The 13,562-nt window shown below is 54.6% G+C and carries 10 protein-coding genes; 6 read left to right on the top strand and 4 right to left on the bottom strand.

Going from position 1 to position 13,562, the window contains the following annotated elements:
* Positions 1-2 precede the first annotated feature (2 nt).
* The 3 genes from FQZ95_RS04045 (at position 3) to wzz(fepE) (ending at position 5,447) form a co-directional block, all read left to right on the top strand.
* A complete protein-coding gene (locus FQZ95_RS04045; RefSeq protein WP_000885808.1) occupies positions 3-221 on the top strand; it encodes an MbtH family protein in 219 nt (72 codons plus the stop codon).
* The gene (gene entF, locus FQZ95_RS04040) at positions 218-4,099 is read left to right on the top strand and encodes an enterobactin non-ribosomal peptide synthetase EntF (RefSeq protein ID WP_160529898.1); all 3,882 of its coding nucleotides are present in this window, start codon (positions 218-220) and stop codon (positions 4,097-4,099) included. The genes FQZ95_RS04045 and entF overlap by 4 nt, the downstream gene beginning before the upstream one ends.
* Before the next feature lie 214 nt (positions 4,100-4,313).
* Complete coding sequence (wzz(fepE), locus tag FQZ95_RS04035) at positions 4,314-5,447, top strand: LPS O-antigen length regulator Wzz(fepE) (RefSeq protein ID WP_032183591.1); 1,134 nt, start codon at positions 4,314-4,316, stop codon at positions 5,445-5,447.
* On the opposite strand, the gene fepC is transcribed toward wzz(fepE), so the two are convergent.
* From fepC to fepD, 3 genes are read right to left on the bottom strand one after another with little or no spacing between them, the layout of a single operon-like run.
* On the bottom strand, positions 5,444-6,259 hold the full coding sequence (fepC, locus tag FQZ95_RS04030) for an iron-enterobactin ABC transporter ATP-binding protein (protein WP_000140646.1): 816 nt from the start codon (positions 6,257-6,259) through the stop codon (positions 5,444-5,446). The genes wzz(fepE) and fepC overlap by 4 nt on opposite strands.
* Positions 6,256-7,248 (bottom strand): iron-enterobactin ABC transporter permease, encoded by a 993-nt coding sequence (gene fepG / locus FQZ95_RS04025; protein WP_000640941.1) that lies wholly within the window; start codon positions 7,246-7,248, stop codon positions 6,256-6,258. The genes fepC and fepG overlap by 4 nt, the downstream gene beginning before the upstream one ends.
* Positions 7,245-8,249, bottom strand: coding sequence for a Fe(3+)-siderophore ABC transporter permease (fepD, locus tag FQZ95_RS04020; RefSeq protein WP_001295314.1), 1,005 nt, complete (start codon positions 8,247-8,249; stop codon positions 7,245-7,247). The genes fepG and fepD overlap by 4 nt, the downstream gene beginning before the upstream one ends.
* Before the next feature lie 110 nt (positions 8,250-8,359).
* On the opposite strand from fepD, the gene entS reads away from it, so the two are divergent.
* Entirely contained in the window at positions 8,360-9,610 is a 1,251-nt protein-coding gene (gene entS / locus FQZ95_RS04015) for an enterobactin transporter EntS (protein ID WP_001041789.1), read from the top strand.
* Positions 9,611-9,613: 3 nt separating this feature from the next.
* Here entS and fepB read toward each other — a convergent pair whose 3' ends face one another.
* A complete protein-coding gene (fepB, locus tag FQZ95_RS04010; RefSeq protein WP_001234337.1) occupies positions 9,614-10,570 on the bottom strand; it encodes a Fe2+-enterobactin ABC transporter substrate-binding protein in 957 nt (318 codons plus the stop codon).
* Positions 10,571-10,758: 188 nt separating this feature from the next.
* On the opposite strand from fepB, the gene entC reads away from it, so the two are divergent.
* On the top strand, positions 10,759-11,934 hold the full coding sequence (gene entC, locus FQZ95_RS04005; RefSeq protein WP_002431411.1) for an isochorismate synthase EntC: 1,176 nt from the start codon (positions 10,759-10,761) through the stop codon (positions 11,932-11,934).
* Between the two features lie 9 nt (positions 11,935-11,943).
* Positions 11,944-13,554, top strand: coding sequence for a (2,3-dihydroxybenzoyl)adenylate synthase EntE (entE, locus tag FQZ95_RS04000; RefSeq protein ID WP_088542213.1), 1,611 nt, complete (start codon positions 11,944-11,946; stop codon positions 13,552-13,554).
* Positions 13,555-13,562: the final 8 nt, after the last annotated feature.

Below are 13,562 nucleotides of genomic sequence, written 5' to 3'. Positions count from 1 at the left end.
ATATGGCATTCAGTAATCCCTTCGATGATCCGCAGGGCGTGTTTTACATTTTACGCAATGCGCAGGGGCAATTCAGTCTGTGGCCGCAACAGTGCGCCTTACCGGCAGGCTGGGATGTTGTGTGTCAGCCGCAGTCACAGGCGTCCTGCCAGCAGTGGCTGGACGCCCACTGGCGTACTCTGACACCGGCGAATTTCATCCAGCAGCAGGAGGCGCAATGAGCCAGCATTTACCTTTAGTTGCCGCACAGCCCGGCATCTGGATGGCAGAAAAACTGTCGGATTTACCCTCCGCCTGGAGCGTGGCGCATTACGTTGAGTTAACCGGAGATGTTGATGCGCCATTACTGGCTCGCGCGGTGGTTGCCGGATTAGCGCAAGCAGATACGCTGCGGATGCGTTTTACGGAAGATAACGGCGAAGTCTGGCAATGGGTCGATGATGCGCTGACGTTCGAACTGCCAGAAATTATCGACCTGCGAACCAACATTGATCCGCACGGTACTGCGCAGGCATTAATGCAGGCGGATTTGCAACAAGATCTGCGCGTCGATAGCGGTAAACCTCTGGTTTTTCATCAACTGATACAGGTGGCAGATAACCGCTGGTACTGGTATCAGCGTTACCACCATTTGCTGGTCGATGGCTTCAGTTTCCCGGTCATTACCCGCCAGATCGCCAACATTTACTGTGCATGGGGGTGTGGCGAACCAACGCCTGCTTCGCCGTTTACGCCTTTCGCTGATGTCGTGGAAGAGTACCAGCAGTACCGCGAAAGCGAAGCCTGGCAGCGTGATGCGGCATTCTGGGCGGAACAGCGTCGTCAACTACCACCGCCCGCGTCACTTTCTCCAGCCCCTTTACCGGGGCGCAGCGCCTCGGCAGATATTTTGCGTCTGAAACTGGAATTTAACGGCGGGGAATTCCGCCAGTTGGCTACGCAACTTTCAGGTGTGCAGCGTACCGATATAGCCCTTGCGCTGGCGGCTTTGTGGCTGGGGCGATTGTGCAACCGCATGGACTACGCCGCCGGATTTATCTTTATGCGTCGACTGGGCTCAGCGGCGCTGACGGCTACCGGACCCGTGCTCAACGTGTTGCCGTTGGGTATTCACATTGAGGCACAAGAAACATTGCCGCAACTGGCAGCACGACTAGCGGCACAACTGAAAAAAATGCGTTGTCATCAACGTTACGATGCCGAACAAATTGTCCGTGACAGCGGGCGCGCGGCGGGAGAGGAACCGCTGTTCGGTCCGGTGCTCAATATTAAAGTATTTGATTATCAGTTAGATATTCCGGGGGTACAGGCGCAAACCCATACCCTGGCAACCGGTCCGGTTAATGACCTTGAACTGGCCCTTTTCCCGGATGAAAACGGTGATTTGAGTATTGAGATCCTCGCCAATAAACAGCGTTACGATGAGCCAACGTTAATCAAGCATGCTGAACGGCTGAAAATGCTGACGGCGCAGTTTGCCGCGGATCCGGCGCGGTTGTGCGGCGATGTCGATATTCTGCTGCCAGAAGAGTATGCACAGCTGGCGCAGATCAACGCCACTCAGGTTGAGATTCCAGAAACCACACTGAGCGCGCTGGTGGCAGAACAGGCGGCAAAAACGCCGGATGCTCCGGCACTGGCAGATGTGCGTTACCAGTTCAGTTATCGGGAAATGCGCGAGCAGGTGGTGGCGCTGGCGAATCTGCTGCGTGAGCGCGGCGTTAAACCTGGCGACAGCGTAGCGGTGGCACTACCGCGCTCGGTCTTTTTGACTATGGCGCTACATGCGATAGTTGAAGCAGGTGCGGCCTGGCTACCGCTGGATACGGGCTATCCGGACGATCGCCTGAAAATGATGCTGGAAGATGCGCGTCCGTCACTGTTAATCACCACCGATGATCAACTGCCGCGCTTTAGCGATATCCCCATTTTAACCAGTCTTTGCTATAACGCCCCGCTTACACCGCAGGGCAGTGCGCCGCTGCAACTTTCACAACCGCACCACACGGCTTATATCATCTTTACCTCCGGTTCCACCGGCAGGCCGAAAGGGGTGATGGTCGGGCAGACGGCTATCGTTAACCGCCTGTTATGGATGCAAAACCACTACCCGCTCACAGGCGAAGATGTTGTTGCCCAAAAAACGCCGTGCAGTTTTGATGTCTCGGTGTGGGAGTTTTTCTGGCCGTTTATTGCCGGGGCGAAACTGGTGATGGCTGAACCGGAAGCGCACCGCGATCCGCTCGCTATGCAGCAATTCTTTGCTGAATATGGCGTAACGACCACGCATTTTGTACCGTCGATGCTGGCGGCGTTTGTTGCTTCGTTGACGCCGGAAACCGCTCGCCAGAGTTGCGCGACGTTGAAACAGGTTTTCTGTAGCGGAGAAGCCTTACCAGCCGATTTATGTCGCGAATGGCAGCAGTTAACCGGCGCGCCGTTACATAATCTTTATGGCCCGACGGAAGCAGCGGTGGATGTGAGCTGGTATCCAGCCTTTGGTGCTGAACTTGCAGCGGTACGCGGCAGCAGTGTGCCGATTGGCTACCCGGTGTGGAACACGGGCCTGCGCATTCTCGATGCGATGATGCATCCGGTGCCGCCGGGTGTGGCAGGCGATCTCTATCTAACCGGTATTCAACTGGCGCAGGGGTATCTTGGACGACCCGATCTGACAGCCAGCCGCTTTATTGCCGATCCTTTCGCGCCAGGTGAACGCATGTACCGTACCGGAGATGTTGCCCGCTGGCTGGATAACGGCGCGGTGGAGTATCTCGGGCGTAGTGATGATCAGCTAAAAATTCGTGGTCAGCGGATTGAACTGGGCGAAATCGATCGCGTGATGCAGGCGCTGCCGGATGTCGAGCAAGCAGTTACCCACGCTTGTGTGATTAATCAGGCGGCAGCCACCGGGGGGGATGCGCGTCAACTGGTGGGCTATCTGGTGTCGCAATCGGGTCTGCCGCTGGATACCAGCGCATTGCAGGCGCAGCTTCGCGAAAAATTGCCTCCGCATATGGTGCCCGTGGTTCTGCTGCAACTGCCACAGTTACCACTTAGCGCCAACGGTAAGCTGGATCGTAAAGCCTTACCGTTGCCGGAACTGAAGGCACAAGTGCCGGGGCGTGCGCCGAAAATGGGCAGTGAAACGATGATCGCCGCGGCGTTCTCGTCATTGCTGGGTTGTGACGTGCAGGATGCTGACGCTGATTTCTTCGCGCTTGGCGGTCATTCGCTACTGGCAATGAAACTGGCAGCACAACTTAGTCGACAGTTTGCCCGTCAGGTGACGCCGGGGCAGGTGATGGTCGCGTCAACCGTCGCCAAACTGGCAACGGTTATTGATGGTGAAGAAGACAGCACCCAGCGCATGGGATTTGAAACCATCCTGCCGTTGCGTGAAGGTAATGGCCCGACGCTGTTTTGTTTCCATCCAGCATCTGGTTTTGCCTGGCAGTTTAGCGTGCTCTCGCGTTATCTCGATCCTCAATGGTCGATTATTGGCATCCAGTCTCCGCGTCCTCATGGCCCCATGCAGACGGCGGCAAACCTGGATGAAGTCTGCGAAGCGCATCTGGCAACGTTACTTGAACAACAACCGCACGGCCCTTATTACCTGCTGGGGTATTCGCTGGGCGGTACGCTGGCGCAGGGGATAGCGGCACGGCTGCGTGCGCGTGGCGAACAGGTGGCATTTCTTGGCTTGTTGGATACCTGGCCGCCAGAAACGCAGAACTGGCAGGAAAAAGAAGCTAATGGTCTGGACCCGGAAGTGTTGGCGGAGATTAACCGCGAACGTGAAGCTTTCCTGGCGGCACAGCAGGGAAATACTTCAACGGAGCTGTTTACCGCCATTGAAGGCAACTACGCTGATGCAGTGCGCTTGTTGACCACTGCCCATAGTGTTCCGTTTGATGGAAAAGCGACGCTGTTTGTTGCCGAACGCACGCTTCAGGAGGGGATGACTCCCGAACGGGCCTGGGCACCATGGATTGCGGAGCTGGATATCTATCGTCATGATTGCGCGCATGTGGATATTATCTCGCCGATGGCGTTTGAAAAAATAGGGCCAATTATTCGTGCGGCGCTAAATAAGTAAATTTATATTATCTATAAACCCATAATTACAATAAATGATTATGGGTTTATTATTTATTTAATTTATCAATTTAACGGATATTTCTCTGAAATAGAGTGAATGTTGCATTCAGTGGGAGGAATTTACAAACTTCAGCTTCGGATAAATCTCACCAACTGGTAAAGTGGGGGCCGTGGAGATTTACTCTTATTGGACCCATTTCAGGTTATACCGCATGTCATCACTGAATATTAAACAGGGAAGTGACGCTCATTTTCCCGAGTATCCTCTGGCGTCGCCCAGTAATAATGAAATTGATTTACTTAATCTAATCGGCGTTTTATGGCGAGCAAAAAAAACGGTCATGGCGGTCGTTTTTGCGTTTGCCTGCGCAGGTTTACTGATCTCTTTCATCCTGCCGCAAAAATGGACCAGCGCGGCGGTTGTCACGCCTCCAGAACCTGTTCAGTGGCAGGCGCTTGAGAAAACATTCACTAAGCTTCGTGTGCTGGATCTGGATATCAAAATTGATCGTACAGAAGCATTTAACCTGTTTATCAAGAAGTTTCAGTCGGTTAGCTTACTGGAAGAGTACCTGCGCTCATCACCTTATGTGATGGACCAATTAAAAGAGGCGAAAATCGACGAACTGGATTTGCATCGCGCTATCGTCGCATTGAGCGAAAAAATGAAAGCGGTTGATGACAATGCCAGTAAGAAAAAGGATGAACCGTCACTGTATACCTCCTGGACGCTAAGTTTCACCGCGCCAACCAGTGAAGAGGCGCAGACCGTTTTGAGCGGGTATATCGATTATATCTCTGCGTTGGTGGTGAAAGAGTCGCTAGAAAACGTCCGTAATAAACTGGAAATCAAAACCCAGTTTGAAAAAGAAAAACTGGCTCAGGATCGCATTAAAACGAAAAACCAACTTGATGCAAACATTCAGCGCCTCAATTATTCACTCGACATTGCCAACGCGGCAGGAATTAAAAAGCCCGTTTATAGCAATGGTCAGGCAGTTAAAGATGACCCCGACTTTTCTATTTCTCTCGGCGCAGACGGTATTGAACGTAAACTGGAAATTGAAAAAGCGGTCACTGACGTTGCGGAGCTGAATGGTGAATTACGTAATCGTCAGTATCTAGTCGAGCAATTAACAAAAACAAATGTCAACGATGTGAATTTTACGCCGTTTAAATATCAGTTGCGTCCGTCATTACCGGTAAAAAAAGATGGTCCGGGTAAGGCGATTATCGTGATCCTTTCTGCGTTGATCGGCGGTATGGTGGCTTGTGGTAGCGTGCTGTTGCGCCATGCCATGGCATCCAGAAAACAGGATGCCATGATGGCAGACCACTTAGTTTAAATCTTCGCGGTTGAAGGTGCCGTTCGTCCGAGCGGCACCACGAGCGGCGTTCCGGCTACCGGATCGTCAATTATCATGCAACGCAAACCATAAATACGCTCAATCAGTTCAGCAGTGACTATCTCCTTCGGCGCTCCCTGAGCAACAATTTTCCCTTCCCGCAATGCAATCAAATGGCTGGCGTAACGACAGGCCTGATTAAGATCGTGCAGCACTGCCGCCAGGGTATAGCCTTTCTCGCGGTTCAGTTCGCTTAGCAGTTCCAGTAGATCAATCTGATGACTGATATCCAGCCAGGTGGTGGGTTCGTCGAGTAGCATAATTGCCGTTTCCTGGGCCAGCACCATCGCTATCCATGCTCGCTGGCGTTGTCCGCCAGAAAGGGTATCCACGCTTTGATCTGCCAGATGAGTTATTCCCGTGGCCTGCATCGCTTTCGTTACCGCTTCTTCATCTTCTTTGCGCCAGCGGGTAAACAGCGGTTGATGCGGGTATCGCCCACGCGCCACCAGCTCCTGCACGGTGATATCTCCCGGCGTGGTGGCGTTTTGCGCCAACAGGCCAATCCGGCGTGCAACCTCTTTACTGGCGTAATGTTGAATGTGCTCGCCATCCAGCCAGACATGCCCGTGAGCAGGCGTCATCAGGCGGCTTAAGGTACGCAGCAACGTGGATTTACCGCAGCCATTTGGCCCGATAATCGCTGTGAAGTGACCATCAGGAATTTCTACAGTCAGATTTTCCGCAACGGTATATTTGCCATATCCGAGGGTTAACTGTTCGCCGCGCAAACGGGCTACTGATTCGGTCATTTTTTGCGAGACTCCTGAATTAACAAGACGATAAGGTAAATACCGCCGAGGCTGACGGTAACGACGCCAACCGGAAGTTGATACGGCATAAACAGTTGTTGAGCACAGAGATCGGCTGCCAGCAGTAACAGCGCACCGCACAGCGCTGCCTGGGTTAGACCCCAGCGAGCGGTGCCGCTGATGCGGCGGGCAATGTGTGGCGCGACTAAAGCAATAAAGGAAATCGGCCCCGCCAGGGCAGTAGCAGCTGCGGTAAGTACTACGGCGACCAGCATCATTAACAGCCGTGAACGTTCGACGCTGACGCCTAACGCACACGCGGTGTCATCACCCATCTCCAGCAAGCGCATCCGCCTTACCAGTAAGGCGGCGGCAATTAGCATCAATATAATGATGGGCGCGGAGGGCGAGGTTTTTGCCCACGTCAGGCCATTGAGCGATCCGGCATTCCACAAACCCGCTGTTAGCGCCGTTTCTAAAGACGCTTTCAGCAACAGCCAGGTATTAAAAGCCACCAGCATGGCGCGAACACCGATGCCGATAATAATCAACCGAAAGGTGTCGATACCGTTACGCCAGGCAAGCAGCCAGACCAGCAGCGAAGTGATAATGCCGCCCGCCATTGCTGCCAGCGCGATAGCCGTCAGGTCCTGACCAAACAGCACCATCGCCACCAGCACGCCGCTCCACGCTCCGGTGTTAAAGCCCATTACGTCAGGGCTGCCGAGTGGGTTACGCATCAACGACTGAAAAATCGCGCCGCTGACGCCCAGTGCCGCACCAATCAACAGTGCCATTAGTACCCGCGGTAAACGCCATTCGGTGACCACCATTGTCATACTGCGCGGTGCGTCACCCATCAGCGCGGCAAATACCTGAGAGGTTTCCAGCGTGACGGCACCGCTGCGTAATCCCCACACGCTTGCCATCACACAAGCTATTAGCAACAGCAGACAGGTGATAATTAATCGACGAGAGACGTAAATCATGCGCCACCTCGCGTTTTACGTCGTACAAGGAAGATCAGCACTGGTGCGCCAATAAAGGCACTGACTACAGAAACGCGCAGTTCGCCGGGAACAATCACCCGCCCGATAATATCGGCAAACAGCAGCAGGGCAGGTGTGGCGAGCAGCGTGACGGGCAGCGACCAGCGATGATCGGCACCTACCAGCCAGCGCGCCATATGCGGCATCATCAGGCCAATAAAGGCAATCGGGCCAACTACCGCCGTCGCACTACCACAAAGCACGGTAATCGCCAGCAGCCCAATCAACTGTGTGCGTGCTACGCGACTGCCCAGCGCCGTCGCGGTGTCACTGCCAAGGCTTAAACTGTTCAGCGCGCGGCTCAGTAATAGCGCAGTTGCTCCGGCGATCAGCACCGGGATCAGCACCACTTTTAAGGTGTGTAAATTACGGATATCCAGCGAACCGGCTTGCCAGAAACGCAGTTGATCGTAGACGTCGGGATTAAGCAGGGCGATGCCGCTGGTCAGCCCTTCCAGCACCGCCGCCAGTGCCACGCCCGCCAGGGTTAAACGCACCGGACTTAACTGCCCGCCGCCCTGGCTGCCGGTAAAGGCAACAATCAACGAGGCCACCAGCGCCCCGGCGAAGGCCATCGCCAGTTGTTCCTGCGCGGATGAGTAACCAAACAGCGCCGCGCCCAGCACAATGGCAAAGCTGGCTCCGGCGTTCACGCCAAGCAAGCCGGGGTCGGCAAGTGGGTTTCGGGTGAGGGTTTGCATTAACGCCCCGGCAAGGCCAAGCGCGCCGCCTGCCAGTAAACCGGCAAGGGTACGCGGCAGTCGCGCGTCGAGCACGATGGTGCAGTCGGCGCTTTGGCAGGTGCCGGAGAGGGCCTCCAGCACTACGGAAGCGGGGAGTGATTTTGCGCCAATGAGCAGGCTTAATGCCGTCGCGATAATCAGTAATAACAGCAATCCGGGCACGGCAATGGCGCGTGTCACGGCAACAGAACCAGACATACGAACTTCCATGATAATGAAATTAATTATCGTTATCGATCTTATTTGGATATGTTAGCATGTGCAGCCTAAGAATAGGTATTTAAAATATTTGATGGCAAGGCATTGTAATGAATAAACAATCCTGGCTGCTTAACCTCAGCCTGTTGAAAACGCACCCGGCGTTTCGCGCAGTATTCCTCGCTCGTTTTATCTCTATTGTTTCTCTGGGTTTGCTCGGCGTCGCGGTGCCAGTGCAGATCCAGATGATGACGCATTCTACCTGGCAGGTGGGGCTTTCGGTGACGCTGACCGGCGGGGCGATGTTTGTCGGCTTGATGGTCGGCGGTGTGCTGGCGGATCGCTATGAGCGCAAAAAAGTGATTTTGCTGGCGCGTGGCACCTGTGGCATTGGCTTCATTGGTCTGTGCCTGAACGCATTGCTGCCGGAGCCGTCTTTGCTGGCAATCTATTTACTCGGATTATGGGATGGCTTTTTCGCGTCACTTGGCGTTACGGCGCTGCTGGCGGCGACTCCGGCATTAGTTGGGCGTGAAAATTTAATGCAGGCCGGGGCAATCACCATGTTGACTGTGCGGCTGGGATCGGTAATTTCGCCCATGATTGGCGGCTTACTGCTGGCGACTGGCGGCGTAGCCTGGAACTACGGGCTGGCGGCGGCGGGCACGTTTATTACCTTGCTGCCATTGTTAAGCCTTCCGGCGCTACCTCCGCCACCGCAACCGCGTGAGCATCCGTTGAAATCATTACTGGCAGGATTTCGTTTTCTGCTCGCCAGCCCGCTGGTGGGAGGGATTGCGCTGCTGGGGGGGTTATTGACGATGGCGAGTGCGGTACGGGTACTGTATCCGGCGCTGGCTGACAACTGGCAGATGTCGGCGGCACAGATTGGTTTTCTCTATGCGGCGATCCCGCTCGGTGCAGCTATTGGCGCGTTAACCAGCGGGAAGCTGGCACATAGTGCGCGACCAGGGTTATTGATGCTGCTCTCCACGCTGGGATCGTTCCTCGCCATTGGTTTGTTTGGCCTGATGCCGATGTGGATTTTAGGCGTGGTTTGTCTGGCGCTGTTCGGCTGGTTGAGCGCGGTTAGTTCGTTGCTGCAATACACAATGCTGCAAACGCAAACCCCGGAAGCGATGTTAGGGCGGATTAACGGTTTGTGGACGGCACAAAACGTGACGGGCGATGCTATAGGCGCAGCGCTGTTGGGCGGTCTGGGAGCGATGATGACGCCGGTGGCCTCCGCAAGCGCGAGTGGTTTTGGTTTGTTGATTATCGGCGTGTTGTTGTTGCTGGTACTGGTGGAGTTGCGTCGTTTTCGCCAGACGCCGCCGCAGGTGACAGCGTCTGACAGTTAATGCTTAGAACAGCGCCTTAAGCCGATCCAGCACTTGCATGGCGCTGTAGTAATCCAGTCGGAACGTCTCGGTTCCCAGCGCATAAACCTGCTTGTTTTGTACTGCAGGCAGGTGCGCGAGCAGTGGATTGGCATAAATCGCATCGGCGTCTTTCTGATCACCGGCGAACAGGAATAGCGACTCGCCATTTAACCCTGCCGCCAGATTTTCCCCACCAAGCTGAATGATGTCATGGCGTTTGCCCTGGCTTTGGCTGGCGTTTAAGCCTGCGGGCAACCTGGCCAGCGTAAAGCCGAGTTGTTCCAGCATCTGCCCTTGTGCTGATTCAGCTGTCCAGAGATTGGCACTGTGCGCGGCGGCGGTATAGACAATGGCAGTGACCGGCTGCGGCGGTAATTTGATTTGCTCTTTCGCCGCCGTCAGTTGCTTATCAAACTGTGCAATCCGCTCTGCCGCTTGTTTCTCATGCCCGGTAATTTCGCCAAGTTGCGTTAACAGCGACTGCCAGCTTTTATCGTCGTAATTGATGATTAACGTTGGTGCGATAGTGGAAAGCTGATCGTATAGCGCTAGCGCTGAATCGCCGCCGGTCGCGCTAATTAAAATCAGATCTGGCATTTGTGCCGCTACTGCTTCGGCGTTCGGTTCGCCGATATAGAGACGTTGCAGTTTGCGTTCTTTCGCTACCTTGCTCCACTGGCGTAAAAAACCCTGGTCATCCGCTACGCGGTTATTCGGCGTGGTCGCGCCGCTGGCGATCACTGGTGCATCAATCGCCAGCAGTGAGCCGGTCAGGGTGACGCTGGTGGAAACAATACGCTGCGGCTGGCTTTCCAGGGTATGAGTACCACGACTGTCAGTAATCTGACGCGGCCAGTCGGCAGCCTGAACTGCAGATATTCCTGAAAGCAAAAGTCCGGTTAAAAGAAGGGCGTTGCGGTAGAGCGGGGCGAGTCTCACAAATCAGCTTCCTGTTATTAATGAAGTTAATGCTTCTCATTTTCATTGTAACCACAAGCAGATGCAACCCCGACTTGCAGATTGCGTTACCTCAAGAGTTGACATAGTGCTCGTTTGCTTTTAGGTTAGCGACCGAAAATATAAATGATAATCATTATTAAAGCCTTTATCATTTTGTGGAGGATGATATGGATACGTCACTGGCTGAGGAAGTACAGCAGACCATGGCAACACTTGCGCCCAATCGCTTTTTCTTTATGTCGCCGTACCGCAGTTTTACGACGTCAGGATGTTTCGCCCGCTTTGATGAACCGGCTGTGAACGGGGATTCGCCCGACAGTCCCTTCCAGCAAAAACTCACCGCGCTGTTTGCCGATGCCAAAGCGCAGGGCATTAAAAATCCGGTGATGGTTGGGGCGATTCCCTTCGATCCACGTCAGCCTTCGTCGCTGTATATTCCCGAATCCTGGCAGTCGTTCTCCCGGCAGGAAAAACAGACTTCAGCCCGCCGTTTTACTCGCAGCCAGTCGCTGAACGTGGTGGAACGTCAGGCAATTCCGGAACAAACTACGTTTGAACAGATGGTTGCCCGCGCCGCCGCACTTACCGCCACGCCGCAAGTCGACAAAGTGGTGTTGTCACGGTTGATTGATATCACCACTGACGCCGCCATTGATAGTGGCGTATTGCTGGAACGGTTGATTGCGCAAAACCCGGTTAGTTACAACTTCCATGTGCCGTTAGCTGATGGTGGCGTCCTGCTGGGAGCCAGCCCGGAACTGCTGCTACGTAAAGACGGCGAGCGTTTTAGCTCGATTCCGTTAGCCGGTTCCGCGCGTCGTCAGCCGGATGACGTGCTTGATCGCGAAGCGGGTAATCGTCTGCTGGCGTCAGAAAAAGATCGCCATGAACATGAACTGGTGACTCAGGCGATGAAAGAGGTACTGCGCGAACGCAGTAGTGAGTTACACGTTCCATCCTCCCCACAATTGATCACCACGCCGACGCTGTGGCATCTCGCAACACCCTTTGAAGGCAAAGCGAATTCGCAAGAAAACGCACTGACTCTGGCCTGTCTGCTGCACCCGACCCCCGCGCTGAGCGGTTTCCCGCATCAGGCCGCGACCCAGGTGATTGCTGAGCTGGAACCGTTCGACCGCGAACTGTTTGGCGGCATTGTCGGTTGGTGTGACAGCGAAGGTAACGGCGAGTGGGTGGTGACCATCCGCTGCGCGAAGCTGCGGGAAAATCAGGTGCGTCTGTTTGCCGGAGCGGGGATTGTGCCTGCGTCCTCACCGTTGGGTGAATGGCGCGAAACGGGCGTCAAACTTTCTACCATGTTGAACGTTTTTGGATTGCATTAAGGAGCGAGGATGAGCATTCCATTCACCCGCTGGCCGGAAGAGTTTGCCCGTCGCTATCGGGAAAAAGGCTACTGGCAGGATTTGCCGCTGACCGACATTCTGACCCGTCATGCCGCAAGCGACAGCATCGCGGTCATCGACGGCGAGCGTCAGTTGAGTTACCGGGAACTGAATCAGGCGGCGGATAATCTCGCCTGTAGCTTGCGTCGTCAGGGCATTAAACCCGGTGAAACCGCACTGGTACAACTGGGTAACGTCGCTGAATTGTATATTACCTTTTTCGCGCTGCTAAAACTGGGCGTTGCGCCGGTGCTGGCGCTGTTCAGCCATCAGCGTAGTGAGCTGAATGCATACGCCAGCCAGATTGAACCGGTGTTACTGATTGCCGATCGCCAACATGCGCTATTTAGCGGGGATGACTTCCTTAATACGTTTGTTGCAGAGCACTCCTCCATTCGCGTGGTGCAACTGCTGAACGACAGCGGTGAGCATAACTTGCAGGATGCGATTAACCATCCGGCTGAGGATTTTACTGCCACGCCATCTCCTGCTGATGAAGTGGCCTATTTCCAGCTTTCCGGCGGCACCACCGGCACACCGAAACTGATCCCGCGCACTCATAACGACTACTACTACAGCGTGCGTCGTAGCGTCGAGATTTGTCAGTTCACGCAACAAACGCGCTACCTGTGCGCGATCCCGGCGGCTCATAACTACGCCATGAGTTCGCCGGGATCGTTGGGGGTATTTCTCGCTGGCGGCACTGTCGTTCTGGCTGCCGACCCCAGCGCCACGCTTTGTTTCCCATTGATTGAAAAACATCAGGTGAACGTCACCGCGCTGGTGCCGCCAGCAGTCAGCCTGTGGTTGCAGGCACTGGCTGAAGGCGAAAGCCGGGCGCAGCTTGCCTCGCTGAAACTGTTACAGGTCGGTGGCGCACGTCTTTCTGCCACGCTTGCGGCGCGTATTCCCGCAGAGATTGGCTGCCAGTTACAGCAGGTATTCGGCATGGCGGAAGGGCTGGTGAACTACACCCGTCTTGATGATAGCGCGGAAAAAATTATCCATACCCAGGGCTATCCAATGTGTCCGGATGATGAAGTGTGGGTTGCCGATGCTGACGGAAATCCACTGCCGCAAGGGGAGGTTGGACGCCTGATGACGCGCGGGCCGTACACCTTCCGCGGCTATTACAAAAGTCCACAGCACAATGCCAGCGCCTTTGATGCCAACGGTTTTTACTGTTCCGGCGATCTGATCTCTATTGATCCAGAGGGGTACATCACCGTGCAGGGGCGCGAGAAAGATCAGATCAACCGTGGCGGCGAGAAGATCGCTGCCGAAGAGATCGAAAACCTGTTACTGCGCCATCCGGCAGTGATCTACGCCGCACTGGTGAGCATGGAAGATGAGCTGATGGGCGAAAAAAGCTGTGCTTATCTGGTGGTAAAAGAACCACTGCGTGCGGTACAGGTGCGTCGTTTCCTGCGTGAACAGGGTATTGCCGAATTTAAATTACCGGATCGCGTGGAGTGTGTAGATTCACTTCCGCTGACGGCGGTCGGGAAAGTCGATAAAAAACAATTACGTCAGTGGCTGGCGTCACGCGCATCAGCCTGAAGGAGAGA

It is taken from the genome of Escherichia sp. HH41S (assembly GCF_009820115.1).
GTDB classification, from domain to species: Bacteria; Pseudomonadota; Gammaproteobacteria; order Enterobacterales; family Enterobacteriaceae; genus Escherichia; species Escherichia coli_F.
The sequence above is the reverse complement of the archived record's forward strand: the minus strand, read 5'-3'. Positions and strand labels throughout refer to the sequence as shown.